Annotated in this window: 28 protein-coding genes; 21 read left to right on the plus strand and 7 right to left on the minus strand. The window is 64.9% G+C overall.

What is annotated here, in order from left to right; all coding sequences use genetic code 11:
- Window positions 1-26 precede the first annotated feature (26 nt).
- Both cls and HR9077_RS14275 read left to right on the plus strand, forming a co-directional pair.
- Complete coding sequence (gene cls / locus HR9077_RS14270) at window positions 27-1445, plus strand: cardiolipin synthase (protein ID WP_136067663.1); 1419 nt, start codon at window positions 27-29, stop codon at window positions 1443-1445.
- 114 nt (window positions 1446-1559) lie between these two features.
- Window positions 1560-2477 (plus strand): LysR substrate-binding domain-containing protein, encoded by a 918-nt coding sequence (locus tag HR9077_RS14275; protein ID WP_136067664.1) that lies wholly within the window; start codon window positions 1560-1562, stop codon window positions 2475-2477.
- 21 nt (window positions 2478-2498) lie between these two features.
- On the opposite strand, the gene HR9077_RS14280 is transcribed toward HR9077_RS14275, so the two are convergent.
- Window positions 2499-3590 carry a bifunctional nicotinamide-nucleotide adenylyltransferase/Nudix hydroxylase gene (locus tag HR9077_RS14280; RefSeq protein WP_136067665.1) on the minus strand — a complete coding sequence of 364 codons (1092 nt, stop codon included), beginning with the start codon at window positions 3588-3590 and terminating at the stop codon, window positions 2499-2501.
- Between the two features lie 157 nt (window positions 3591-3747).
- Here HR9077_RS14280 and HR9077_RS14285 point away from each other — a divergent pair, with 157 nt between their 5' ends.
- Together HR9077_RS14285 and HR9077_RS14290 are read left to right on the plus strand one after the other, a co-directional pair.
- On the plus strand, window positions 3748-4653 hold the full coding sequence (locus HR9077_RS14285; RefSeq protein ID WP_244613257.1) for a YihY/virulence factor BrkB family protein: 906 nt from the start codon (window positions 3748-3750) through the stop codon (window positions 4651-4653).
- Between the two features lie 355 nt (window positions 4654-5008).
- A complete protein-coding gene (locus HR9077_RS14290; protein WP_136067837.1) occupies window positions 5009-5281 on the plus strand; it encodes an acylphosphatase in 273 nt (90 codons plus the stop codon).
- Window positions 5282-5296: 15 nt separating this feature from the next.
- Here HR9077_RS14290 and HR9077_RS14295 read toward each other — a convergent pair whose 3' ends face one another.
- The 3 genes from HR9077_RS14295 to HR9077_RS14305 all read right to left on the minus strand — a co-directional run bounded on the left by HR9077_RS14295 (window position 5297) and on the right by HR9077_RS14305 (window position 8311).
- Complete coding sequence (locus tag HR9077_RS14295; RefSeq protein ID WP_136067667.1) at window positions 5297-6238, minus strand: nucleoside hydrolase; 942 nt, start codon at window positions 6236-6238, stop codon at window positions 5297-5299.
- A 34-nt stretch (window positions 6239-6272) separates the two neighbouring features.
- Window positions 6273-7193 carry a ribokinase gene (locus tag HR9077_RS14300; RefSeq protein ID WP_136067668.1) on the minus strand — a complete coding sequence of 307 codons (921 nt, stop codon included), beginning with the start codon at window positions 7191-7193 and terminating at the stop codon, window positions 6273-6275.
- Window positions 7194-7372: 179 nt separating this feature from the next.
- Entirely contained in the window at window positions 7373-8311 is a 939-nt protein-coding gene (locus tag HR9077_RS14305; RefSeq protein WP_136067669.1) for a D-2-hydroxyacid dehydrogenase, read from the minus strand.
- 228 nt (window positions 8312-8539) lie between these two features.
- Here HR9077_RS14305 and HR9077_RS14310 point away from each other — a divergent pair, with 228 nt between their 5' ends.
- The 14 genes from HR9077_RS14310 to HR9077_RS14375 all read left to right on the plus strand — a co-directional run bounded on the left by HR9077_RS14310 (window position 8540) and on the right by HR9077_RS14375 (window position 19901).
- The gene (locus tag HR9077_RS14310; RefSeq protein WP_136067670.1) at window positions 8540-8830 is read left to right on the plus strand and encodes an FmdB family zinc ribbon protein; all 291 of its coding nucleotides are present in this window, start codon (window positions 8540-8542) and stop codon (window positions 8828-8830) included.
- A gap of 60 nt (window positions 8831-8890) precedes the next feature.
- Window positions 8891-10672: an aspartate--tRNA ligase gene (gene aspS / locus HR9077_RS14315; protein ID WP_136067671.1), complete on the plus strand. Its 1782-nt coding sequence runs from the start codon at window positions 8891-8893 to the stop codon at window positions 10670-10672.
- A 106-nt stretch (window positions 10673-10778) separates the two neighbouring features.
- Window positions 10779-11528, plus strand: a complete 750-nt coding sequence (locus HR9077_RS14320) for a YebC/PmpR family DNA-binding transcriptional regulator (protein ID WP_136067672.1) — start codon at window positions 10779-10781, stop codon at window positions 11526-11528.
- Window positions 11529-11565: 37 nt separating this feature from the next.
- Window positions 11566-12105 (plus strand): crossover junction endodeoxyribonuclease RuvC, encoded by a 540-nt coding sequence (gene ruvC, locus HR9077_RS14325; protein WP_136067673.1) that lies wholly within the window; start codon window positions 11566-11568, stop codon window positions 12103-12105.
- Window positions 12106-12183: 78 nt separating this feature from the next.
- Window positions 12184-12789 (plus strand): Holliday junction branch migration protein RuvA, encoded by a 606-nt coding sequence (ruvA, locus tag HR9077_RS14330; protein WP_136067674.1) that lies wholly within the window; start codon window positions 12184-12186, stop codon window positions 12787-12789.
- A gap of 6 nt (window positions 12790-12795) precedes the next feature.
- Window positions 12796-13833 (plus strand): Holliday junction branch migration DNA helicase RuvB, encoded by a 1038-nt coding sequence (gene ruvB / locus HR9077_RS14335; RefSeq protein WP_136067675.1) that lies wholly within the window; start codon window positions 12796-12798, stop codon window positions 13831-13833.
- Entirely contained in the window at window positions 13830-14225 is a 396-nt protein-coding gene (gene ybgC, locus HR9077_RS14340) for a tol-pal system-associated acyl-CoA thioesterase (protein WP_136067676.1), read from the plus strand. Before ruvB ends, ybgC begins: the two co-directional genes overlap by 4 nt.
- 24 nt (window positions 14226-14249) lie before the next feature.
- A complete protein-coding gene (gene tolQ / locus HR9077_RS14345; protein ID WP_136067677.1) occupies window positions 14250-14939 on the plus strand; it encodes a protein TolQ in 690 nt (229 codons plus the stop codon).
- A gap of 15 nt (window positions 14940-14954) precedes the next feature.
- A complete protein-coding gene (gene tolR / locus HR9077_RS14350) occupies window positions 14955-15395 on the plus strand; it encodes a protein TolR (RefSeq protein ID WP_136067838.1) in 441 nt (146 codons plus the stop codon).
- Between the two features lie 9 nt (window positions 15396-15404).
- Window positions 15405-16469 carry a cell envelope integrity protein TolA gene (gene tolA / locus HR9077_RS14355; protein ID WP_136067678.1) on the plus strand — a complete coding sequence of 355 codons (1065 nt, stop codon included), beginning with the start codon at window positions 15405-15407 and terminating at the stop codon, window positions 16467-16469.
- Complete coding sequence (gene tolB / locus HR9077_RS14360; RefSeq protein WP_136067679.1) at window positions 16469-17752, plus strand: Tol-Pal system beta propeller repeat protein TolB; 1284 nt, start codon at window positions 16469-16471, stop codon at window positions 17750-17752. Before tolA ends, tolB begins: the two co-directional genes overlap by 1 nt.
- Window positions 17753-17806: 54 nt before the next feature.
- Window positions 17807-18343 (plus strand): peptidoglycan-associated lipoprotein Pal, encoded by a 537-nt coding sequence (gene pal, locus HR9077_RS14365; RefSeq protein ID WP_136067680.1) that lies wholly within the window; start codon window positions 17807-17809, stop codon window positions 18341-18343.
- Window positions 18344-18361: 18 nt separating this feature from the next.
- Window positions 18362-19120: a tol-pal system protein YbgF gene (gene ybgF, locus HR9077_RS14370; RefSeq protein WP_136067681.1), complete on the plus strand. Its 759-nt coding sequence runs from the start codon at window positions 18362-18364 to the stop codon at window positions 19118-19120.
- Window positions 19121-19139: 19 nt separating this feature from the next.
- A complete protein-coding gene (locus HR9077_RS14375) occupies window positions 19140-19901 on the plus strand; it encodes a YciK family oxidoreductase (protein ID WP_136067682.1) in 762 nt (253 codons plus the stop codon).
- Here the strand turns inward: HR9077_RS14375 and HR9077_RS14380 are convergent.
- Both HR9077_RS14380 and ubiG read right to left on the minus strand, forming a co-directional pair.
- Window positions 19898-20632, minus strand: coding sequence for an HAD-IA family hydrolase (locus tag HR9077_RS14380; protein ID WP_136067683.1), 735 nt, complete (start codon window positions 20630-20632; stop codon window positions 19898-19900). The two genes, HR9077_RS14375 and HR9077_RS14380, sit on opposite strands and share 4 nt — an antisense overlap.
- Complete coding sequence (gene ubiG, locus HR9077_RS14385; protein WP_136067684.1) at window positions 20629-21360, minus strand: bifunctional 2-polyprenyl-6-hydroxyphenol methylase/3-demethylubiquinol 3-O-methyltransferase UbiG; 732 nt, start codon at window positions 21358-21360, stop codon at window positions 20629-20631. Before ubiG ends, HR9077_RS14380 begins: the two co-directional genes overlap by 4 nt.
- Before the next feature lie 388 nt (window positions 21361-21748).
- Here ubiG and galU point away from each other — a divergent pair, with 388 nt between their 5' ends.
- Both galU and HR9077_RS14395 read left to right on the plus strand, forming a co-directional pair.
- Window positions 21749-22639 carry a UTP--glucose-1-phosphate uridylyltransferase GalU gene (galU, locus tag HR9077_RS14390; protein ID WP_136067685.1) on the plus strand — a complete coding sequence of 297 codons (891 nt, stop codon included), beginning with the start codon at window positions 21749-21751 and terminating at the stop codon, window positions 22637-22639.
- Window positions 22640-22643: 4 nt separating this feature from the next.
- Window positions 22644-23939 carry a nucleotide sugar dehydrogenase gene (locus HR9077_RS14395; protein WP_136067686.1) on the plus strand — a complete coding sequence of 432 codons (1296 nt, stop codon included), beginning with the start codon at window positions 22644-22646 and terminating at the stop codon, window positions 23937-23939.
- Window positions 23940-24046: 107 nt separating this feature from the next.
- Here HR9077_RS14395 and HR9077_RS14400 read toward each other — a convergent pair whose 3' ends face one another.
- Window positions 24047-24625, minus strand: a complete 579-nt coding sequence (locus tag HR9077_RS14400) for a superoxide dismutase (RefSeq protein WP_136067687.1) — start codon at window positions 24623-24625, stop codon at window positions 24047-24049.
- 207 nt (window positions 24626-24832) lie between these two features.
- Between HR9077_RS14400 and HR9077_RS14405 the strand changes: the two genes are divergently transcribed.
- Window positions 24833-25678 (plus strand): hypothetical protein, encoded by an 846-nt coding sequence (locus tag HR9077_RS14405; RefSeq protein ID WP_136067688.1) that lies wholly within the window; start codon window positions 24833-24835, stop codon window positions 25676-25678.
- Window positions 25679-25687: the final 9 nt, after the last annotated feature.

Here is a 25687-nt window from a genome sequence, read left to right on the forward strand (position 1 = left end):
ACGACCGCTAGCGGTACGGATCGCCGATGACATCCTGGCTGTTGGGTGCAGGCGTGTTCGTGATCCATCTGGCCGGGGTGGTCTCGGCGGTGCTGGCGCTGCTTTCCAGCCGCACGTCGCAGGGCGCGGTGGCCTGGATTATCAGTCTGGTCACCTTTCCCTACGCGGCGCTACCGGCGTACTGGGTCTTCGGTCGACCGCGGTTCTACGGCTATGTCTCCTCGCGAGGCGAGCATGACTCGACCTTGCGGCGGATACTCGCCCGTTATCGGCCCCTGATAGAGCCGTACCTCACCGAGGCGGCGAACGTACGCGTCCAGGCCGTGGAAAAGCTGGCGATGATGCCGCTGACCGGCGGCAACCGCGCTTCGCTGCTGATCGATGGGCAGGCGACCTTCGACAGCCTGTTCGCCGGCATAGAGGCCGCGCGGGATTACGTGCTGGTGCAGTTCTTCATCATCCGGCGCGATCGCCTGGGTATCGCCTTGAAGGATCTGCTCGAGCGCAAGGCCGGGCAGGGCGTGCGGGTCTACCTGCTCTACGACGAGATCGGCTGCCATTCGCTGGACGACGGCTATCTCGACGACTTGTCTCGTGCCGGTGTCGAGGTCAGTGCCTTCAATTCGTCGCGCGGCTTTCGACATCGCTTTCAGCTCAACTTTCGCAATCATCGCAAGGTCACCGTCGTCGACGGCGTGCTCGGCTGGACGGGCGGGCTCAACGTCGGTGTCGAGTACCTCGGCGAGGATGCGCGCCACGGACCGTGGCGAGACACCCACCTGATGCTGTCCGGGCCCAGCGTACTGGGGCTGCAGGAAGCCTTCTGGGAGGACTGGCACTGGGCCACGGGCCGGGTCATCGATCTCGAGTGGAAGCCCAGGGTGACCTGCGACGAATGCCAGCATGTGGTGATCGTGCCCTCGGGGCCGGCCGATGGCCTGGAAACCGCCAGCCTGCTGATGCAGCACAATATCCATGGTGCCCAGCAGCGCCTGTGGATCACCAGCCCCTATTTCGTTCCCGACCAGGGCGTGCAGGATGCCTTGCGACTGGCGGCGCTGCGGGGTGTCGATGTTCGGGTAATGATGCCCGAACGCCCGGATCATCTGCTGGTCTTCCTGTCGGCGTTCTCGTTTCTGCCCGACATGATTCGTGCCGGCGTGAAGATATACCGTTATCAACCCGGCTTTCTTCACCAGAAGGTAATGTTGATCGACGATCACAGCGCCACGGTGGGAACGGTCAATCTCGACAATCGCTCGTTCCGGCTCAATTTCGAGATCACCGCCTTCATTCCCGATCATGGCTTCGCCGCCGAAGTCGCGGTGATGCTCGAGAACGACTTCGCCCAGTGTCGCGGCGTGACCCTCGAGGAACTGGAAAGCCGGCCGCTATGGCGCAAGCTGGTATCCCGCGCCGCCTACTTGCTGGCCCCGGTTCAATAATCCGCGTCGCGAAGCCATCCGCCATGGTGGGTGGGTCCCGGCTTGGGTACACTCAGGCGCGTCGTGGCTGGCGAACATCCAGCCGTCTACCTTCTCACTCGATGTGGAGCCACGGTGAACCTCGAAACCAAATGGCTGGAAGACTTCGTGGCACTGGCCAACACGCGCAGCTTCTCGGCGTCGGCGCGCCAGCGTCACGTCACCCAGCCGGCCTTCAGCCGGCGTATCCGTTCGCTGGAGCAGGCCGTCGGGGCGACCCTGGTCGATCGCTCGACGACTCCGGTGGGGCTGACTCCGGAGGGCCAGCTGTTCCTGATCACCGCGCGCAACCTGGTCGAGCAGCTCAGCGAAAGCCTCAGCCACCTGCGCGGCCTGGCGATCGCCAATGAAGCCCTCGACATCGTGGCGGCGCATTCGCTGGCCCTGGCCTTCTACCCGCGCTGGATTTCGCGCCTGCAGAAGGGCGTCGGCGAGTTGCCTACGCGCCTGGCGGCGATGAACGTCGGCGATGCCATCCATGTGCTGCGCGAGGGCAACTGCGACCTGATGCTTGGCTACCATGATCCTTACGCGACCATGCAGCTCGATGCCGAAGTGTTTCCCTCGTTCTCGATCGGCAAGGCGATGATGGTGCCGGTGTGCATGCCCGATACCGAGGGCCGGCCTCTGTATCCCCTCGATGGCGAGCGTTCGATACCGTTTCTGGCCTATACCCAGGGTGCCTTCCTGGGGCGCTCGGTACGCATGCTGCTGAAGAACGATCCGACACGCATGCGCCTGAAGACCATCTACGAGACGGCGATGGCCGAAGGACTCAAGGGCATGGCGCTGCAGGGCGTGGGGATGGCCTGGATACCCGATTTCTGCATCCGTGACGAACTCGCCAGCGGCCGCCTGGTGCGGGCCGGTGACGGTGCCTGGGACATTCCGCTGGAGGTGCGGCTGTACCGCTGCGCGCTGGTACACAAGCCCGGTGTGGAGCAGCTGTGGCGGCAGATGATGAAGCTGCCGCGGGATTTCCTGCAGGCTTGAACTCGAGTCGCCACGCGGCGGCTAAGGGGCGCCCCAGCCCGCGGGCAGGCCGAGAAAGTTCTGAATGATGAAGAAGTGGTCTTCGAACAGCGTATCCGGCTCGAGGTCGGCCAGCGCCACCCAGCGCGCCTGCTCGCCGCCCTTGGCGGGCTTGAGCTGCGGCAGGCGCTGTTCGGGGCGCAGGGCGAAATAGAAGGCCTCGGCCAGGGTGCGTCCCCGCCAGCTGCGATGGGGGTTGTCGAACAACCGCTGATCGCGCAGCGAGCCCTTGAGCACCGGTTCGGGCACCTTCAGCCTCACTCGCTCGCGGAGTTCGCGCAGGCAGGCATCCTGCAGGCGCTCGTGGGGGTTGATGAACCCGCCGGGCAGTGCCAGCAGCCCCTTGCCGGGAGCGGCGTTGCGACGCACCAGCAATACGTGGCCGGATTGCACCACCACCGCGTTGACGGTCACGAAGATCGGCGGATAGGGCGCCTGGGCCCAGGCACTGCGATACTGCTCGAGCAGTTGCTGCTCTTCGAGCAGCTGTTGGCAGGCCTCGGAATCGTGGAAGGCGTTCAGGGCGTGATGCACGTTCGCGGGGAGATCGTGCGCGGCACCGGTCGACAGATAGTCGCTTGCCGAGTTACGGGAGTGAAAGAGCCGTTCGCGAATGTGGCTCGCCGAGATACCGTCGACCAGCGGCACGCTGACCGATTCCCACTGTGGAAACAGGCTCAGGAAGTAGCTCGACTGACCGCGGCTGGCGCCGATCAGGCCGATACGCGGCAGCTTGCCCTGGCAGGGCTGTGCGATGTCGCGCACCTTGCGTTGCACGTCGCGCACCCAGACATCGTCATTGTACAAGGCGTCGAGCAGCGGCTCGATCTCGAGCCGGTCGTTGTCGGCGTCGTTGAAACCGCTGCGCAGCATGTCGCGCCGCTCTTCGAAGCGCCAGGGGTTACGCAACGAGCGCGCCTGCCAGGCCGAGCCGATCAGCACGATGACCTGTCGCGCTCGCTTGAGCGCCTCGTGGATCACCGCGAGATGGCCCAGGTGCGGAGGCTGGAAACGGCCGATGAACACCAGGCAATCGAAATCGGGCTGCTGCATCGCGTCGGACGAGGATTCCATGGGCGCTCCGGTGAGAGTGGCGCGGCCATTATGGGTGGCCGCCCCAGGCACTACAAGAGAGCGTTCCGGAAGTGAGCGTTCCGATCATGGCGAGTCGCTTTCGCATGCCGGGGCCGGCCCGGTTATGCTGGTTTGAATGGCCATAAAGGATTCCGCCGTGATTACCAAGACATTCGCCTACTGGTTTCGCATCGTGCGCGACGCGATCAAGCTGTGGCTCGATCACAATGCGTTCAGCTATGCCGGTTCGCTGGCCTTCTACACGCTATTCTCGCTGGCGCCGACGGTGATCATCGCCGTCACGGTGATCGGCGTGGTGCTTGGCGAGGATGCCGCCCGGGGCGAGATCGTCGCGAATCTTCAGGGGCTGATCGGCCCCGGCGCGGCCGAGGCCGTGGAGAACGCCGTTGCCGCCTCGCGGATCGAGAGCTCGGGGGTGCTCCCCACGCTGCTTGGGGTCGGCACGCTATTGGTAGGGGCGACGACGGTATTCGCGCAGATGCAGTATTCGTTAAACAGCCTGTGGGGCGTGACCGCCAACCCCGATCGCAACAGCCTGCTGGTCTTCCTGCAGAAACGCGTGCTGTCGATGGCGGTGGTGGTGTCGATCGGCTTCGTGTTGCTGGTGTCGCTGGTGCTGGGCGTCGCATTGCGTGCGGCGTTTCGCTATGCCGGTGGCTGGCTGCCCGGTAGCGAACTCCTGCTCAGCGTCGGCGAACTGACGCTGTCGCTGCTGGTGATCGCGCTGTTCTTTGCCACGATCTTCAAGATCCTTCCCGATGTCATGCTGCGTTGGCGGGATGTCGTGGTCGGTGCGCTGGTTACCGCGGTGCTGTTCGCCATCGGTCGCTACGGAATCGCCGCCTACCTGGCCTATACCGCCACGGCCTCGACCTATGGCGCTGCCGGCTCGGTGGTGCTGATCCTGCTGTGGGTCTATTACTCCTCGCTGATTCTGCTGTTCGGCGCGGCCTTGACGCGGACGCATTTCGAGGCGCGCGGCTTGAAAATCGTTCCGCGCAACATGGCGGTGCGGGTCAAGACCGAATTGCTGCATGGCTGAGCGTGGCCAGGCGGGCTTCTTGCCGCGCGCAAGCGGCCGAGCGCCGGTCGACGGCAGTTGTTGTGGAGGACGATGATAACCGCCTTGAGCCCGCTGGCCGGGTCACTGGCAAAGATGACCTGCTCGAGGCTGGAGAAGTCGGCGTGATCGAAGATCGACATTGTTGTCGCCCCTCTCTCATGGAGGTTTCTCGTTTTGGAACCGGCCAAGGCGGGGCTAGTGCGGCCTGTATAGTCAAGCCTAGGGCAGCGCAGGCGCCCTGTCTCGATTTGGGCTGCCCGGGGAGGCGATGCTACAACTATCGATACAGCGCGGCCTCGTGGTCGTGACCGGCATGCAGTCGCAGGAGATCGTCATGGATCGATGTTGTGTAAAGGCCTTCGTCGATGGCCGGGTACAGGGAGTAAGCTATCGCGCCGCGGTCCAGGAGCGCGCGCTCACCCACCGTGTGACGGGGTATGCCCGGAACCTGCCCGACGGGCGCGTGGAAGTGTTGCTGTGCGGCGACCGCGAGGCGGTCAACGCGCTTACCGAGTGGCTCTGGCAGGGGCCACCGGCGGCGCGGGTGACCCATGTGGAATTGCATGCTGTCGAGTGGTGCGATCGTGACAGCTTCGTGACCCGGTAGCCAGGAGGCGTCGCGTCAGCTCAGTGTCTCGACGATCCAGTCGACGACGGCAGGGCCGTCGGCGTCCAGGCATACCCGGGCGCTCGGCGTGCGCGACCAGCGCTCGGCGATGAACGGACGGCCCGCCGCCGCAAAGATCGTCTGGCCCTCGGCGTCGCCCTCGGTGACGACCGTCAGGTGCCCCTCCACGGCGGTGAACAGTTCGGGCTTCATCAGCCAGGCCAGGGCGCAGCTGTCGTGCGGGCAGCAGCCATCGATACCCAGCGCCTGCTGATAGAACGCCTTGTAGAAGTCGTAGCTGCCGGCCAGCACCTCGCCAAGCCGCCCTTGGCCAGCGGCGATCCGGGCCATCGCCTCGGGGTCGAGGACGCACCGGTGTGTGGCGTCCAGGCCAACCAGCGTCAATGGCCAGCCGGCGGTCAGCACGCGCTGCCCGGCGTGGGGGTCGTTGAACAGGTTGGCTTCGGCGACCGGCGTGACGTTGCCGCCTTCACGGATCGATCCCCCCATCACCACCACGTGCTTGACGCGCTCGACGATGCCCGGGTCTAGCTGCAGGGCCGCGGCGAGGTTGCCCAGCGGGCCCACCGCGACCAGCGTGATCTCGCCGGGGCGGGCATTGACCTGATCGACGATGAATTGCGCGGCGCTGATGGCCTCGGCACGCCCCTGGATCTCGGGCAGCCCGATATTGCCCAGGCCGTTGTCGCCGTGAATGTGCCTGGGCGGCGGGAAGCGCGTCTTGACCATGGGGCCGGCCGCGCCCTGGGCCACCGGGATACGCTGCCCGGCGAGTTCGGCAAGCAGCAGGGCGTTGTGGGTTGCCGTGGTGACATCGACATTGCCGTAGGTGGTAGTCATGCCGAGCAGTTCGATGTCCGGATGAGCGAGGGCGATGGCGATGGCCTGGGCGTCGTCGACGCCGGGGTCGGTATCGAAAATGATCGGTGTGGGCATGCTTGGAATCCTATTGTGGTCGGGTTCGTGGCATTCAGTCTGCGTCTATCGCCAGTTCCTGCCAATGGCCGGCGGCCTCCATGACTTCGCTGAAGACGGGGATGCTGGGGGCAGCGCCTTCGCGCTGGACGCACAGCGCCGAAGCTGCGCTGGCAAGCCGCAATGCCGCGGCGACATGGTGTTCGTGCTGAATCGCGGCCATGAAATAGCCGATGAAGGTGTCGCCGGCGGCCGTGGTGTCACGCGCCTCGACCTTGTGCGCGGCAAGCCGCAGCCGCTGGCTGTCGCTTTGATAGCAGACGCCTTCGCCACCTAGGGTGAGCACTATTTCGCTGCCCGGCAACTTATCCTGAAGCGCATCGAGCAGCCGCTCGACGGCATCGCTTTCATCGAGTCCGACCAGCGCGGCCGCTTCGCCGCGATTGAGAAACAGCAACCGGCAACGCTCGAGGGGCAGGCGCAGGACGTCGGCAGTCATGGGGGCGGGATTGAACGCGATGCGCATGCCCCTGTCGGCGGCGCTCACCATCAGTTTGCCGAGCGCATTGCACTCGTTCTGGAGCAGCAGCCAGTCGCCCCCGGCAATCGAGGTGAGCAGGGCCCGATGGTGGGCATCGGTAAAGCCATGGTTGGCGCCGGGGTGGAGGATGATCGAGTTCTCGCCGTGATCGTCGACCTGAATCAGCGCATGACCGCTGGGCTCGGCGGTCAATTCGATGTGCGCGGTATTGACGCCGGCCGAGGAGAGCGTTTCCAGGGCCCAGCGATCGGTCTGGCCGAGGCGTCCCCAGTGGGTGACGCTACCGCCGGCCCGGGCAACGGCAAGCGACTGATTGGCCCCCTTGCCCCCGAGAACCTGACGATAGCCGTGACTGGTCAGGGTTTCGCCCGGGCGAACCAGGTGAGGGACTCGATAGACATGGTCGATATTGATCGAGCCATAGTTGTAGAGCATGGATCCTCCAGATAAGCACAAGGCGTGCGGCGAGCAGGCAACCCCGTCGGGAGCTGCGGAGAAGCTTCCGTTCGTCGGATGTGGTCAGAGTATTGGCATTCATCCCGGGCGATGCAACTGCACTTTTTATACCGTTATCTTCTTTATAGTCTCTATTCGATCAAGCATTCCTTGTGTTTCTAACGATTCGACTTCCAGTGCTCCAGGTTCTCGACCGTCAGTTTCACGACATTGGCCCGTGCTTCGGGGCTGATCCAGGCATTATGCGGGGTAACGAGCAGATTGAGCGGTTCGCCGAGTGCATCGAGCAACGGATGCCCGTCACGCGGCGGTTCCGAGGGCAGTACATCGACGGCCAGACCGCCGAGGCGTCCAGCGCGCAGCGCATCGAGGGCCGCTTGTTCATCGATGATGCCGCCGCGTGCGCAGTTGATCAGCAGGGCCTCGGGCTTGAGTCGAGCCAGCATCGGCGCGTCGATCAGGTGGCGGGTGGCCTCGGTCAAGGGGCAATGCAGACTGATGATATCGGCGCTGGCAGACAATTCGACGAGTGAAGGGCGAGGATCCCCGGTTTCGTCTCCGGGGCGGGCGGCGAATATCACTTCGACGCCAAAGGCCTCGGCGAGTCTGGCCACGGCCCGCCCGAGTTCGCCGCTGCCGACGATCACCAGGCGCTTGCCGGAGAGTTGCAGGGTGCGGTGCCCCAGCAGACAGAACAGCGGACTGCGCTGCCATTCACCACCGGCCACGTCCTGCTGATAGCGGGGCAACCGATTGGCCAGGGCGAGCATCAGCATCAGGGTGTGCTGCGCCACGCTGCCGGTGCCGTAGGCGCTGACATTGCGAACGGTGATACCCTGGCGCTCGGCGGCCGTCATGTCGATATTGTTGGTCCCCGTTGCCAGTACGCAGATCAGCCTGAGTTCGGGCAGGGCGGCAAGCAATTCGGCGTCGAGCACGACCTTGTTGACGATCGCCACCTCGGCCCCGGCGAGCCGCGGCTGACGCTGCTCGGGCGCGGTGGTCGCATGGATGTCGAGTGTATCGACCTCGCCGCGAATCGGCTCGAGGTCGATGTCGTCGCCCAGCGTGGCGGCATCCAGAATCACGGCTTTCATGGGGGCTCCTTGTTCGGAAAACGGGCGGGGCAGTCGCCAGGCTTCGCAGCATTGCAGACAAGCTCGTCCACGGGCGCCGACAACTTGCCCGTGAGGGGCCGCAACACGCTATAATATGCGGCTTTCATGGCAGGCTTGGAAAGCGCGTCGCGTGGCCACATATCGTTATCGCCGCACATTGCCCACAATGCCTGCGGATGCCGTCTCAGTCACAGAGTGATAAAAACCATGCCCATCTATGAATATGAGTGCAAGGCTTGTGGCCATCGCCTGGAAAAACTCCAGAAAGTCAGCGCAGCACCGCTGCGGGAATGCCCGGCGTGCCAGACCGATGCCCTGTCGCGATTGATTTCGGCGGCCGGTTTCCGACTGGCGGGAGGTGGCTGGTACGAGACCGATTTCAAATCGGGTGGCACCAAGCGCAATCTGGCCGGGGACGGCAATAGCAAGACCCCCGTCAGCGGCGACAAGCCCGCGCCTGCTGCGACGCCGGCCTCCGACGCCAAGGCGTCCGCCTGATACCGCCGCCGGCCCGGACCGGCGGCCCTTACCCTTTACAGCAACGAAACAGGATGTGACATGCGCAGCCATTATTGCGGCCAGTTGAACGAGACCCTGGTAGATCAGGAGGTCACGCTTTGCGGATGGGTGCATCGCCGCCGTGACCACGGGGGCGTCATCTTCCTCGACATGCGCGATCGCGATGGCATCGCCCAGGTGGTGGTCGACCCCGATACCCAGGACGCGTTCGCCACCGCCGATCGTGCGCGCAGCGAGTTCGTGCTGCGTATCCATGGCCGCATCCGGTTGCGCCCCGAAGGGACCCAGAACCCCAACATGCCCACCGGCATGATCGAGGTGCTGGCCAAGCAGGTCGAAGTCCTGAACACCGCGGCCACGCCACCGTTTCAGCTCGACGAACATGGCAAGGTAGGCGAGGAGGTGCGTCTCAAGCACCGCTATATCGACCTGCGCCGCCCCGAGATGATCGACAAGCTGCGCCTGCGTTCGCGGATCACTCACAGTGTACGCGCCTACCTGGAAAGCCAGGGCTTCCTGGATATCGAAACGCCGATCCTGACCCGCGCCACCCCGGAAGGCGCCCGCGATTACCTGGTGCCCAGTCGTACCCATGAAGGGCACTTCTTCGCCTTGCCGCAGTCGCCGCAGCTGTTCAAGCAACTGTTGATGGTGGCCGGGCTTGATCGTTACTACCAGATCGCCAAGTGCTTTCGCGACGAGGATCTGCGCGCCGATCGCCAGCCGGAATTCACCCAGATCGACCTCGAGGCCTCGTTCGTCGACGAGGATGCGATCATGGGCATCACCGAACGCATGATCCGCCAGCTGTTCCAGGAGGTGCTCGAGGTCGACCTGCCCGAGTTTCCGCGCATGCCCTACGCCGAAGCGATGCAGCGCTACGGCTCGGACAAGCCGGATCTGCGCATTCCGCTGGAGCTGGTCGATGTCGACGACCTGATGAAGGATGTCGACTTCAAGGTGTTCTCGGGCCCGGCCAACGCCGACGACGGCCGTGTCGCGGCACTCAAGGTCAGCGGCGGCGCCAAGCTGACCCGCAAGGAGATCGACGAGTACACGCGCTTCGTCGGCATCTACGGGGCCAAGGGGCTGGCCTGGATCAAGGTCAACGAGCGCGCCAAGGGTCTCGAGGGTCTGCAGTCGCCGATCGTCAAGTTCATGGACGGCATCATCGAGACGCTGCTGGACCGGGTGGGTGCCGAGGACGGCGATATCATCTTCTTCGGCGCCGACAAGACGCGAATCGTCAACGAGGCGATCGGTGCGCTGCGCGTGCGGCTGGGCGAGGATCTCGATCTCTATACACGCGCCTGGGCACCGCTTTGGGTGGTCGACTTCCCGATGTTCGAGGCCGACGATGCGGGACGGCTGTCGGCACTGCACCATCCGTTCACCGCGCCGTCGTGCAGCCCGGAGGCGCTCAAGGCCGACCCGGCCAGCGCCCTGTCGCGGGCCTACGACATGGTGCTCAACGGCACCGAGTTGGGCGGCGGCTCGATCCGTATCCACGATCAGGGGATGCAGCGCACGGTGTTCGAGGTGCTCGGCATCGGCGAAGCCGAAGCCGAGGAGAAGTTCGGCTTCCTGCTCGACGCGCTGCGTTTCGGTGCGCCGCCGCACGGCGGCCTGGCCTTCGGCCTCGACCGCCTGGTGATGCTGATGACCGGCGCGCGGACCATCCGCGAGGTGATCGCCTTCCCCAAGACCCAGAGCGCCGCCGACCTGATGACCGATGCCCCCGGCGAGGTCAGTGCCGATCAGCTCAAGGAGCTCAACATTCGCTTGCGCCAGAAAGCCAAGGTGACGACGGGCGACGAGTGACGCCGGCACCTGGCGGCATCGCGTCAGGTGGACGGCACGATCCGGCTTTCAATGAACCCGGCGGCGCTCCCAGCGCCGCCGGTTTTGCTGAACGAGGAGGCTTTCGATGGCAGGCCATAGCAAATGGGCGAACATCAAGCACCGCAAGGCGGCCCAGGATGCCAGGAAGGGCAAGGTCTTCACCAAGCTTATCCGCGAGTTGAGCGTGGCCGCGCGCCAGGGCGGCGGCGAGCCCGACGACAATCCACGTCTGCGCGCGGCGATCGACAAGGCGCTGGCCAACAACATGACCAAGGACACCATTCAGCGCGCCATCGATCGCGGTGCCGGCAACACCGATGGCGATGCCATGGAGGAGACCGTCTACGAGGGCTACGGCCCGGACGGCGTCGCGGTGCTGGTCGAGTGCATGACCGACAATCGTAACCGTACCGTCTCCGACGTGCGTCACGCCTTCAGCAAGCAGGGCGGCAATCTCGGTACGTCGGGGTCGGTGGCGTTCATGTTCCATAAACAGGGGCGGCTGGCCTTGCCCGAGGGTGTCAGCGAGGAAATGGCGATGGAGGCCACACTGGCCGCCGAGCCCGAGGACATCGTCGCGCAAGCGGACGGTACGCTGGAGGTCGTGACCTCGCCGGAGCGCTTCGGCGCCGTAAAGGATGCGCTGATCGAGGCGAATATCGAGCCCACCGCCAGTGACGTGGGCCTTTATCCCGACAACTACGCGTCGATCGACGATGTCGAAGTGGCGCGCAAGGTCATCAAGCTGTTCGACAGGCTCGAGGATCTCGACGACGTGCAGAACGTCTATTCCAATGCCGACTTCGCCGACACCGTGCTGGCCGAGCTCGAATGACATTACTCAGCGTATCCGGGCGAACCGGGGAGGCCGATTGATCATACTGGGCATCGATCCCGGCTCGCGCATCACCGGCTACGGGGTGCTCGACGCGAGCACGGCGCGGCCGCGCTATATCGCCAGCGGCTGCATCCGCATGCGTGCCGATGACCTGGCCCAGAAGCTGGCCCAGGTCTATGCCGGGGTCGCCGAGCTGATCGGTCGGTATCGCCCCGGCGAACTGGCCATCGAGCAGGTGTTCATGGCGCGTAATCCGGATTCGGCGCTCAAGCTGGGCCAGGCCCGGGGCACGGCGATCGTCTGCGCCGCCAATCATGGCCTGCCGGTACACGAATATGCGGCGCGTCAGATCAAGCAGGCGGTGACCGGTACCGGGGCTGCCGACAAGAGCCAGGTACAGCACATGATCGCGGCACTCCTGGCGCTCGACGCACGGCCACCGGCGGATGCCGCCGACGCACTGGCGATTGCTCTCACGCACGCCCACGCCCGGGCCGGGTTGCTCGGCCACAAAGACAGCCGCCGACGTCGCTCCCGGGGTACGGGGTGGCGCGACTTCCGGCCCGGATCCTGACGACGCGAGGTGGGCGCTGGTCACTCGTACGGGTGACCAGTATAGTGACTACCCAGTCGGCCGGAGGAACGTAACTGCATGATTGGACGCCTGCGCGGTACCTTGCTGGAAAAGCAGCCCCCATGGCTGGTAATTGACGTCGGCGGTGTCGGCTACGAACTCGAAGCCTCGATGAATACACTGCTGGCGCTGCCCGGTATCGGCGAAACCGTACAGCTGTATACCCATCTGAGCATTCGCGACGATGCGCATCTGCTCTACGGCTTTGTGCGTGAAGCCGAACGTGCGCTGTTCCGCGCGCTGGTCCGGGTCAATGGCGTGGGTCCCAAGCTGGCACTGGCGATTCTCTCGGGCATGGAACAGGACCAGTTCATTCGCTGCGTGATGGACAGCGACGTCAAGGCGTTGACACGACTGCCGGGGGTGGGGCGCAAGACCGCCGAGCGGCTGATCGTCGAGATGCATGACCGTTTTCCTCACTGGGCCGAGGAGCAGGTCGACGGTCAGGCGAGCACGCCGCCTTCGGCTTCGCGTGCTCACGACCCGCTGGCCGATGCCGAAGCGGCGCTGGTGACGCTCGGCTACAAGCCGACCGAGGCGGCACGCATGCTCAGCGGACATGACCAGGGGCTATCCACCGAAGCGCTGATCAAGGCCGCACTCACTCGCAAGTTGGCAGGATAGCGATGAATGATCGAAAGTGACCGACTGATCGCCGCCGAGCCTCAGCAGGGCGAGCCACAACACGACTACGCGATCCGCCCCAAGCGACTGGCCGACTACATCGGCCAGCCGCGCGTTCGTGAGCAGCTGGATATCTTCGTTGCCGCGGCGCGTGGCCGCGGCGACAGTCTCGACCATACCCTGGTATTCGGTCCGCCAGGGCTGGGCAAGACCACGCTCGCCAACATCATCGCCGTCGAGATGGACGTCGACATCAAGTCGACCTCCGGGCCGGTGCTCGAGCGCGCCGGCGACCTGGCGGCGATGCTGACCAACCTGCAACCGGGCGATGTGCTGTTCATCGACGAGATACACCGCTTGCCGGCCGCGGTGGAAGAAGTGCTCTACCCGGCCATGGAGGATTTCCAGCTCGACATCATGATCGGCGAGGGGCCCGCGGCGCGTTCGATCAAGCTCGACCTGCCGCGCTTCACCCTGGTCGGCGCGACCACGCGCGCGGGATTGCTGACCTCGCCGCTGCGCGACCGCTTCGGGATCGTGCAGCGTCTCGAATTCTACGCGATCGACGAACTCACCGAGATCGTCGTGCGCTCGGCGCGGCTGCTGGGTATCGAGACCGAGGCCGAGGGTGCCGCCGAAGTGGCGCGCCGGGCCCGCGGTACGCCGCGGATCGCCAACCGTCTGCTGCGCCGGGTGCGCGACTATGCCGAGGTGCGCGCCGATGGTCGGCTGACCAAGGCCATCGCCGACCAGGCACTGAACATGTTGAACGTCGACCGCCACGGCCTCGATCACATGGATCGCCGGCTGCTGCTGGCGATGATCGAGAAGTTCGAGGGCGGGCCGGTGGGGGTCGACAGCCTGGCGGCGGCGATCAGCGAGGAGCGCGACACCATCGAGGACGTGATCGAACCCTACCTGATCCAGCAGGGCTTCATGCTGCGCACCGCGCGGGGGCGCATGGTCACCCGCCAGGCCTACCTGCACTTCGGCATCGCCGCCGACGATGCCACCCCCGAAGCCAGTGGCGAGGGGCGGCCATGAGCGCATTCACGATCCCCGTACGGGTCTATATCGAGGACACCGATGCCGGCGGCATCGTCTATTACGTCAATTACCTCAAGTTCATGGAACGGGCGCGAAGCGAGTGGCTGCGGGCTCGCGGTCTCGACCAGCGCGCCTTGCTCGAGGGCGGCATCCAACTGGTGGTGCACCGGCTCGATTGCCGCTATGCCAGGCCGGCACGGCTCGATGACGAGCTTTCGGTAAGCGCCGAGATCGTCAACCACTCAGCCTGTCGGATGCGTTTCAGACAGAAAGTGAGCGCAGCAAAGGAACCCTTGTGCGAAGCCAGCGTCGATATTGCCTGTGTCGATGCACAGCGGCTTCGTCCAATACGCTGGCCGGCGGCAATCGCCTCGGCCCTGAACGGATAATCTGGACCACTGACGAGGACACCCGTGAACGAATCCCTGTCCATTCCCCACCTGATCATGAACGCGAGCCTGGTGGTGCAACTGGTAATGCTGTTGCTGATCGCGGCTTCCATCGCTTCCTGGGTGGTGATCTTCCAGCGCAGCTTCGTGCTGCGGCGGGCTCACAAGGCGCATCGCACGTTCGAGGACCGCTTCTGGTCGGGCGTCGATCTCAACGAGCTCTATCGCGAAACGCCGGCCGAGCAGGACGTACTCGGCGCCGAGCACATCTTCCGTTCCGGCTTTCGCGAGTTCAATCGGCTGCTGCCCAAGACGCGCAGCAATCAGGCGATCCTCGACGGCGTCCAGCGCGCCATGCGGGTCGCCTGGTCGCGCGAGGAGGAGCGCCTCAATCAGCACCTGATCTTCCTGGCCACGGTTGCCTCGTCGAGCCCGTATATCGGCTTGTTCGGTACCGTCTGGGGCATCATGGGCTCGTTCATGAGCCTGTCCATGGCCCAGCAGGCGACGCTGTCGACCGTCGCGCCGTGGATCGCCGAGGCGCTCATCGCCACCGCCATGGGCCTTTTCGCGGCGATCCCCGCGGTGATCTTCTACAACCGCCTGTCCGCGCAGTCCAATCGTCTGCTCGGTCAGTACGAGGACTTCGCCGAGGAATTCCACTCCATTCTGCACCGCAACCTGCAGGGACGCGGTGACCGGGAAGCAGCCTGAGGAAGCGCCGCTATGATGCATGGCCCCTTCAACCGTGGCCCGCACCGCAAGCCCATGGCCGAGATCAACGTCGTGCCTTTCATCGACGTCATGCTGGTGCTTCTGGTGATTTTCATGATCACCGCGCCGATGATGACCCAGGGCGTGCAGGTCGAATTGCCCAGGGTCTCCTCCGAGCCCATCGACATGCCCGAGGACAGCGAGCCGCTGGTCGCATCGGTCAACAGCGATGGCGAATATTTCCTTTCCATCGGCGATGGCGAGACACCGCTGAGCCTCGATGAGATCAGCAACAAGGTCATCGCGGTACTGCAGCGCAAGCCGCAGACGCCGGTAATGGTCAAGGGCGATCGAAACGTGCCCTACGGCCAGATCGTGACCTTGATGAGCACCCTGCAGGTCGCGGGCGTGCCCAATGTCGGCCTGATTTCCGACCCGCCTTCCCGGGAGCAGTGAGGACGCACGATGGCGAAACAGGAAAGGCGGGTCGGCTACGGGCTCCCCGTGGTGCTGGCGGTAGGCCTGCACGTCGGCATATTGCTGTTGAGCGTGTTGCGCTGGCCTGCCAGTGAACCCGAACAGACCTCCTCGGCGATTGTCCAGGCGACCCTGGTGAGTACCGAAACGGCGACCGATCAGGCGCAGCGGGCCAAGGAAGCCCAGGCCCGTGCCGCCGAGAGCCAGGCCCAGCAAGAGAAAGCGCAGGAGCAGGAGCAACAACAAGCCGAACAGCAACGCCGGGCCGAAGAGCAGGCGCGTGAGCGTCGTGAAGCCGAGCAGCAGGCGTTGCAGGAAACCCGGCAGCAGGCCGAGCAGGAAGCCCAGCGGCGCGCGGAAAGGGCCGAACAGCAAGCGGCCGAACGCGAGGCGCAGGCCGAAGCCGAAAGGCAGCGCCAGGCCGAAAAGGCACGCCAACAGGCCGAAGCCGAGAAACAGCGTCAGGCCGAGGAGGCGCGCAGGCAGGCCGAAGCCGAGAAACAGCGTCAGGCCGAGGAGGCGCGCAGGCAGGCCGAAGCCGAGAAGCAGCGCCAGGCCGAGGAGGCGCGCAGGCAGGCCGAAGCCGAGAAGCAGCGCCAGGCCGAGGAGGCGCGCAAGCAGGCCGAAGCCGAGAAGCAGCGCCAGGCCGAGGCCGCCGCCAGGCGCGCGGCCGAAGCGGCCGAACGCGCCTCGGAGCAGGCCCTGGCGAGTTCGATCGCCGGCGAAGAGCAGGCGATCGCCAATGCCAAGCAGGCGGCGCAGGCGGCCAATGGCTTCAAGAACCTGGTCAAGCGGGCGGTCGAACAAGCCTGGAACATACCGCCGGGAGCCACTAATCAGATGCGCGCCGTGGTCAGCCTGGAGTTGCTGCCGACGGGTGAACTGGTCAATGCTTCAATTAGCCAGAGCAGTGGTAACGCCAGCTTCGATCGTTCGGTCCTTCAGGCCGTCGAGCGTGCCGCGCCGTTCCGTGAAATGCGCGAGCTTCCAGCCGCCGCGCAGCGGCAATTCCGTGAATTCAACCTGGATTTCAATCCTGAGGATGTGCGCTGATGAAACGACTAGCTCCGTTCATGCTCGGCTGGCTAATGTTGCTGTTTGGCAACCCGGCCAGCGCGGACCTGACCATCGAGATCACCAAGGGCAGCGATGAAGCGATCCCCATCGCCGTCGTACCGTTCGGCGGGCAGCAATTGCCCGAGGACATCGCCCAGATCGTCAGCGACGACCTGGCCCACAGCGGTCAGTTCGATCCGCTGTCGCGCAGCACGCTGATCGCTTCGCCGACCACCAGCGACGAGGTCCGCTATCGCGACTGGCGTGCCGTCGACAGCAATTACCTGGTGGTCGGCCAGGCCAGCCAGACCGACCAGGGCTATCGCATTCAGTTCGAGCTGATGGATATCTACGGCGAGCGGCGCATGCTCGGCGAGGCGGTCAACGTCAGCGCGAACCAGCTGCGTTCCGGTGCCCATTACATCAGCGACAAGGTCTACGAAGCGATCACCGGGATTCGCGGTGCCTTCTCGACGCGCATCGCCTACGTCACCGCCCAGGGCGCCGCCGACAGCCGGCGTTTCGCGCTGCATGTCGCCGATGCCGACGGGCACAACAGCCAGCAGATCCTGTCCTCGCGGGAGCCGATCATGTCGCCGGCCTGGTCGCCGGATGGCGACAAGCTTGCCTACGTATCCTTCGAATCGGGTAACTCGGCGATCTACATCCAGAACCTGGCGACCAGCCAGCGCGTCCAGGTCACCTCGTTCCCGGGCATCAACGGCGCCCCGACCTGGTCGCCGGATGGCCGCAAGCTGGCGATGTCGCTGTCGAAGGATGGCCAGCCGGAGATCTACGTCATGGACATCGGTTCGCGCAGTTTCCAGCGCCTGACCCGTAACGACTCGATCGATACCGAACCTTCCTGGGCGCCGGACGGCGACAGCCTGGTGTTCACCTCGGATCGCAGCGGCGGCCCGCAGCTTTACCGCTACTCGCTGGGTAGTGGCGAAAGCCAGCGACTGACCTTTACCGGCAATTACAACTCGCGCGGACGCTACTCGCCGGATGGCGAAACACTGTTTATGATCCACCGTGGCAACAGCGGTTTCAGCGTCGCCAAGCAGAACCTGGACAACGACCGGCTGACGATACTCACCGACTCGCAGTGGGATGAGTCGCCCAGTGTTGCGCCGAACGGGAGCATGGTAATCTTCGCCACCCAGCAGGGAAATAACGGGGTGCTGGGCGTGGTGTCGGCCGATGGCAATGCTTCGTACCGCCTGCCCTCGGCCGAAGGCGACGTGCGGGAGCCTGCGTGGTCGCCGTTCATGAACTGAGCCTGAACAGACAGTTACAATTGTGTCATTCGCATTTTGAGCAAGGAGTTTGAAATGAAGTTTAAACCGTACGCCAAAAGCCTGGCCGTCGCTGTTTCTCTCGCTGTCATGGCTGGTTGTTCCAGCAGCGGCGGCACCCAGGACGGCAGCATGGATGGCACCACGGCCGGCGGCCAGGGGCAGGGCGGCGTGACCACCGGCCAGGGCGTCTCCGGCGGACAGGCCAGCGGCTCGCAGGTGGGTGCCGGTCAGCGCGCGGGCATTCCCGATGTACGTACCATCTACTTCGACTACGACAAGGACACCATTCGTCCCGAGTTCGAGTCCGTGCTCAACGAACACGCCGAGTACCTGCGCAACCACTCCAACGCTCAGGTCGTCCTGCAGGGTCATGCCGACGAACGCGGTACCCGCGAGTACAACCTGGGGCTGGGCGAACGCCGTGCCCAGTCGGTGGAGCGTTACCTGAGCGTTCAGGGCGTATCGTCATCGCAGGTCGATGTCGTCAGCTATGGCGAAGAACGTCCGGCCGTGCAAGGCCACTCCGAACAGGCCTACGCGAAGAACCGTCGCGTGGTCATCGCTTACTAAGCTTCGGCGGAGTCAAGCATGAAACACAGTCTGAAAGGACTGTGCGGCGCGGGGGCCCTGTTGCTCCCGCTGTCCGTATGGGCCGCCCCCGTGGTCGAAGATCTTTCGGCCAATCAGCAGAGCAATCTCTACCAGCAGACCCAGGCTCGTCCCGAGGCGGGCGGCAACCTGGTGCTGTTCAACCAGTTGCAGGAAAACCAGCGCAGGCTCCAGGAACTGCGAGGGCAGATCGAGGAGCTGCGCTACCAGCTCGAGCAGCAGAAGACCCTGGCGCAGGAGCGTTACCTGGAGCTGGAGAAGCGCATCGAGGCGATCGCCGCGAGTGGTGACAATGGCAGCGCTTCTGACGCTTCGTCACAGGCGGGTGACGGCGACACGGCCGCTGCCAGCGCCGCCAGCCAGGAGGATCGCCAGGCCTACCAGGCGGCTTTCCAGAAGGTCCAGGCACGCGACTTCGATGCCGCGCTCACTGCCTTCGAGGCCTTCGTCGAGAATCATCCCGATTCGCCATTGCGCGCCAACGGCTATTATTGGTTGGGAGAGCTCTATTCGGCGCGCTCCGAGCTGGAGCCGGCGGCCCAGTCGTTCACGACCGTGATCGAAGACTACCCGCAAAGCAACAAGGTCCCCGATGCGCTCTATAAACTGGGATTGCTCAAGGCACGCCAGGGCCAGCCGGAGGCCAGCAAGCAACTTCTGAACCGCGTTCAGCAGGAATATCCGGACAGTAATGCGGCCAGCATGGCCGGCGATTTCCTCAACCAGTCCGGGCTTTGATCGGCACCGAGGAGTCATGATGAGTTGCAAGATCGATTACCAGGCCCCGGCGGATCTGCTGGCGGGGCGAGTCATCCTGGTAACCGGCGCCGGTGACGGCATTGGCCGAGCCGCCGCCCGGTGTTACGCCCGCCACGGCGCCACGATGATCCTGCTGGGGCGCACTACCGCCAAGCTCGAGGCCGTCTACGACGAGATCGAGGCCGAAGGCGGCCCGCAGCCGGCTATCTTCCCGCTCAATTTCGAAGGCGCCACGCTCAAGGACTATCAGGATATGGCGGCGACGCTGGACAAGGAGTTCGCGCGTCTCGACGGCATCCTGCACAACGCCGGCCTGCTGGGACGGATCACGCCGTTCGAGCAGTACGATCCCGAGCTCTGGGAGCAGGTCATGCAGGTCAACGTCAATGGGCCGGTATGGATGACCCAGGCGCTGCTGCCGCTGCTCAAGGCCTCCGAGGATGCCTCGGTGATATTCACGTCGTCCGGCGTGGGGCGCAAGGGGCGGGCGTTCTGGGGCGCCTATTCGGTCTCCAAGTTCGCCACCGAGGGGTTCGTTCAGGTACTCGCCGACGAGCTCGAAAACCTTTCTGCGGTGCGCGTCAACAGCCTCAACCCCGGTGCGACGCGCACGCGCATGCGTCAGGAGGCCTTTCCCGGCGAAGACCCGGCGACACTGCGCAGCGCCGACGAGATCATGCCGACGTATCTATGGCTGATGGGCGCCGACAGCCGGGGGCATACCGGCGAGCGCTTCGACGCCCAGCCACCCCGCGGCTAGGGCCGTCCTCGCGCTTCGCTGTCCATGCCTCGCCGAGGCTGGGCCTGCCCGTTATCGCCGACCCGCCGGGCGTCCAGCGCGATAAGCGCCGCGCTGAGATCCCGGGGGTGCTCGTACCAGCGATCCGCTCCCCAGCTATGCCGGTCCTCAGCCTCGTCGATATAGCCGTAGCCTACGGCGATCGCCGCCATGCCGGCGGCCTGGGCGGCCTGCATGTCACGTAGGTGATCGCCGATGTACCAGCACTGCGAGGCACTCACGCCCAGGCGTTGCGCGGCTTCCCACAACGGCTCCGGGGCGGGCTTTCTGACCGGCAGATCGTCGGCGCACAGCAATGCGCCAGGCGCCAGGCCCAGCGCCTCGATCAGCGGCGCGGCATAAGCTCGCGGCTTGTTGGTGACGATGCCCCAGGCCCGTGGTGGCTGCGACCAGGTGGCAAGTAGCGGTTCCAATCCCGGGAAGACTCGACTCTCGGCGGCGACATCGCAGGCGTAGCTGTCAAGCAGGAACTCGCGTGCCGCGGCATGCTCGGGGTGCGCAACCTCGAGCCCCAGCGCCAGCGTCACCAGGGCGCTGCCGCCATTGGACACCTGCGCGCGGATCACCTCGAAGGGCAGTGCGTCGAGGCCGTGGTGCGCACGCAGGGCATTGGTCGCCCGGGCCAGGTCCGGTGCGGTGTCGACCAGGGTGCCGTCGAGATCGAACAGCAGCCCGAGTGGCGCATCGATCACGGCGCCTCCATCGTGCAATGCATCAGGTAGTTGACCGAGACATCCCGCGGCGCCAGGCGGTAGGTGCGGGTCAAGGGGTTGTAGGTCAGCCCGCTCTGTTCGCGTACCCGCAGGCCGGTGGCCCGGCACCAGTTGGAGAGTTCCGAGGGGCGGATGAACTTGCGATAGTCGTGGGTGCCGCGCGGCAGCAGGCTGAGCACGTATTCGGCGCCGATGATCGCAAAGGCATAGGCCTTGGGGTTGCGGTTGATGGTCGAGAAGAACACGTGCCCACCGGGGCGTACCAGCGTGGCACAGGCCCGCACCACCGCGGCGGGGTCGGGGACGTGCTCGAGCATTTCCAGGCAGGTGACGATGTCGTATTCGCCGGGATGCTCGGCGGCCATCTCCTCGGCGCTGACCTGGCGATAGTCGACCGTCACGCCGCTTTCCTGCTGATGCATGCGCGCGACTTCCAGCGGCGTCGCGCCCAGGTCGATGCCGGTTACCCGGGCACCGCGGTGCGCCATGGCCTCGCTCAGGATGCCACCGCCGCAGCCGACGTCGAGGGCGGTCTTGCCGGCGAGCCCGGCCCGCGCGTCGATGAAGTCCAGGCGCAGCGGATTGATCTCGTGGAGCGGCTTGAACTCGCTGTCGGGGTCCCACCAGCGACTCGCCAGGGCCTCGAATTTGGCAATCTCGCTGGAGTCGACATTGCCGCGCTGGGTACCGCGTTGTGCCTGGTTCATAGCGCCTCTCCCTGTTGGCGGGGGTTGTACGTGACGCGCTGGCTAGCGCCATGTGCTTGCGTTCCTGGTTATCGATCGGCATGGCTCGCCGTCAGCGAGCCCGGCCCGGGGATGATGCAACGCTTGCATGCCGGGCCGACGAGCTGCCCATATTCTACGCTTTCTCGACAAGCTTTGGGCAAAGATGCCACGGTAAGCGGTGGCCGGACCGGCGGTCGGGAGTGCCGGCGGTCCGGCGCGATGTTATCGTTGGCAATCGCGCAAGCTCGGCCAGCGCGACGATCGCGAGTCTGCCGGAGACGCAGGCTGATTCACTGAGCGTAGCGGGGCTCGCTTCACGGCCCCGATATGGCATACTTATTGTTACATTCATGCAGGAGGGACCCCCATGATTCGTAAGGCCGTACTACCCGTAGCGGGGCTCGGCACGCGTTGCCTGCCGGCTTCCAAGGCCATCCCCAAGGAGATGATCACCATCGTCGACAAGCCGGTGATCCAGTATGTCGTCGAAGAGGCGGTGGCCGCCGGAATCAAGGAGATCGTGCTGGTCACGCACTCCAGCAAGGGCGCCATCGAGAATCACTTCGACAAGCATTTCGAACTCGAGACGATGCTCGAGGCCAAGGGCAAGGACGACATGCTCGCCGAGGTGCGCAGCATCGTCCCCGACGACGTGAGCATCATTGCGGTGCGTCAGCCCGAAGCGCTGGGGCTCGGTCACGCGGTGCTCTGCGCTCGCTCGGTGATCGGTCAGGACGAGCCCTTTGCGGTGCTGCTGCCCGACGTGCTGGTCGATGACGAAGGCCTGCCGCGCAACGACCTGGCCGGCATGATCGAGGCCTACCAGCGTACCGGCGATGCTCAGATCATGGTCGAGAACGTGCCCAGGGACATGGTCCACAAGTATGGCATCGTGGCGCTCGAGGGCGACGTGCCCGACCCCGGCAAGAGCGCGCTGATCAGCGACATGGTCGAAAAGCCCGCGGTCGAGCAGGCACCCTCGACGCTGGCGGTCATCGGCCGTTATCTGCTGCCCGGTTCGATCTTCGAGCTGCTCGCCCAGACCAGGCCGGGCGCCGGCAACGAAATTCAACTGACCGATGCCATCGACACGCTGCGCAAGCAGCAGGGCGTCGCCGCCTATCGCATGCAGGGCGCAACCTACGATTGCGGACACCAACTCGGCTACCTGGAAGCTACGCTGGCCTACGGCAAGCGCCATCCCAAGTTCGGCGAGGGCTTCAACGCGCTGCTCAAGCGTTACGCCAACGAGGGGTAAGCCGATGCGAATTATCGTACACGGCAGCGAGCTGGCCGCGGCGACCGCCGCCGCGGCGATGGCCTCGGTCGGTCATCGGGTCGACTGGTACCCGCATCCCGACACCGTATGGACACAGCTCGCGGCCGCCGACTGGCTGAGTGGCGAGCCCTTCGTCGCCGAACAGCTGACGGCGAGCCGCGACTCCGGCGCGCTGCGCATTCACGATGCCCCAACGGCTCTCGAAGAGCCACTGGAAGCGGATGTCCTCTGGCTGGCATTGGCGCCCGACCAACGCGACGCCGCCGAGCGGTTCGTCGATGACGTCGCCGGTGCGCAGAGTTCGCCGCTGGTGGTGGTCAACAACTCGACGTTCCCGGTGGGCCAGACCGAAGCGCTGGAAGCATTGCTGCGGCATGCCTCGCAGGTCGCCGTGGTACTGCCGGACATGCTCGAGGAGGGGCGTGCCTGGCAGGTCTTCACGCGCCCCTCGCGTTGGCTGCTGGGCTGCGAGGACGATTGGGCGGCCGACCAGGTCCGCGAATTGCTGCGTGCCTTCAATCGCCGGGCCGAAGTCTTCCAGCGCATGCCCAGACGTGCCGCCGAGCTGACCAAGCTGGCGATCAACGGCATGCTGGCGACGCGTATCAGCTACATGAACGAAGTCGCCGGTCTGGCCGACTCGCTGGGCGTCGATGTCGAGCACGTTCGGCAGGGCATGGGCGCGGATACCCGCATCGGCTATGAGTATCTGTACCCGGGGATCGGCTTCGGCGGGCCCAACTTTTCCCGCGACCTGATGCGCCTGGCCGACGTCCAGCATCAGACGGGGCGTGAATCGCAGTTGCTCGAACAGGTGCTGGATATCAACGAGGGCAAGAAGGAGACGCTGTTCCGCAAGTTGTGGAATCACTTCCACGGCAAGCTGGAAGGGCGCACGGTGGCCATCTGGGGCGCCGCCTTCAAGCCGGGCACCACACGCATCGATCATGCCCCCGTGTTGACGTTGTTGCGTGCGCTGTGGGCCCAGGGCGTCCATGTCCGCCTGCACGACCCTGCAGCGCTGCCGGCGCTACGCAAGGAACTCGGCGAGCATCCGCTGCTCAGCCTGCACGAGGACGATCCTTACGCCGCCTGCGAGGGCGCCGACGCCCTGATGCTGGTCACCGAGTGGAAGTGCTACTGGAACCCGGACTGGCGGCGTCTTGCCGAAACGCTAGGCGAGCGGCTGATCCTCGACGGACGCAACATCTACGATCCGGTCTACGTCGCGGCCCGCGGGCTGGTCTACCGGGGCATCGGACGGCGCGCCGACCCCTGAGCCACTAGGCCCGAGCGCCGCGCGGGCATGCGCCGACGTCCCGCTTCAGAACGGGACGTCGGCGTCGCGGACCGGCAACCACCTTGCCCGGCTGCGGAGCGCTGCGATCAGCTGAAATTCTGGGCGACGAAATCCCAGTTGACGATATTCCACACCGCATCCAGGTACTTGGGTCGTGCGTTGCGGTAATCGATGTAGTAGGCATGCTCCCACACGTCGATGGCCAGCAATGGCGTCTGGCCGTGAGCGATCGGGGTGTCGGCATCGTCGGTATTGAGGATATCGACGCCGCCATCGGCAGTCTTGATCAACCAGGTCCAGCCCACCCCGAAGTTGCCGGCGGCCTTGGCGTTGAACGCCTCCTTGAACGCGTCGAAGGAACCGAATCCGGCGTTGATGGCCTCATTCAGTGCCCCCGAAGGCTGGCCACCCCCCTTGGGTGACAGACAGTGCCAGTAGAAGGTGTGGTTCCATACCTGAGCCGCCTGGTTGAACAGCCCCCCGGAAGTCGACTTGATGATCTCCTCGAGCGACTTGGCCTCGTCGTCGGTCCCTTGGGTCAGTTCGTTGAGCTTGGTCACATAGGCCTGATGGTGCTTGCCGTAGTGGTACTCGAGGGTTTCCGCGGAGATGTGCGGTTCCAGCGCATTTTTCTCATAGGGCAGCGCGGGAAGTTCGAAGGCCATGGGTCGACTCCTATTTGCTTCCGGTAATCACCGTGGAATACAGAAGCGGATAAAAAACCTTACAATACCAAGCATCTGCGTTCAGTGAGGTCGCAACATGTTATCAGCCTGGGGTATGCTCGCCAATTCCGCTGCCGCAGCTCAGCACGTGTAACGAAGGCAACGATGGCGAACTCGCTACACGCCAGGCACAGACGAGGAGAATCCATGGTGGATCGCGCCGACGAACCACGCCTGACAACCCCGATCGTCCCGGGACCCGGCGACGAACTGACGACGCATCGCTCGCCGGGCAACACCCAGAGTGCGCGCGTCTGGCCGCTATGGTTGCTGGTTTGCCTGCTGCTGGTCGGGCTGACGACACTGGCCTGGCTCTACTGGACGGACCGCCAGAGCTGGCAGACGACCCAGCGCGAGCTCGAGGGGCAGGTGTCCAACATGCATGCCAGGCTGGATAGTCTCGATGACGGGCGCGGCATGTCCCCCGACCAGCTGTCGAACGAGCTCGGCGCCCTCGGCGAGGAGCAGCAATCGCTGTCCCGGCAGCTCGACGAGCTGCGTTCGACCGTCGAAGGGCTCGAAGAGAACACGGCCGACAGCTCGCGGATCGACGACCTGGCCCAGCGGCTTGACGGCCTCGAAACGCAGGGTGACACACTGGCCGCCACCCTCGATGCGACCCGCCGCTCGCTGACGGCGCTCGAGAAGCAGGGGAACGAAGCCCGTCAGGGATTGTCCGAGCGTGTATCTCGCCTCGCCTCCGATCAACAGCAGGCGACCCAGCGTCGCGAGGCGCTGGCAGGACGCACCGACGAACTGACCCAGACCCAGCGCGGCATGCAACAGCAGCTCGAGGCGCTGGGCGAAGTCGAAACCCGTATCGCGACACTCGGTGAGCGTGTCGACTCGTTGAACCAGACCAGTCAGTCGCGACAGGATGAGCGGGAACAGCTCCAGGCGCGGATCGATGAAATCCGCACCGCGATCACGGAATTGCGCCAGAATCAATTGGCGATCAACGCCAGTCTGGAAAGCTTGAGTGCCGGCAACTGATCACGACGA

The organism is Modicisalibacter radicis (assembly GCF_900961225.1).
Taxonomy (GTDB): Bacteria; Pseudomonadota; Gammaproteobacteria; order Pseudomonadales; family Halomonadaceae; genus Modicisalibacter.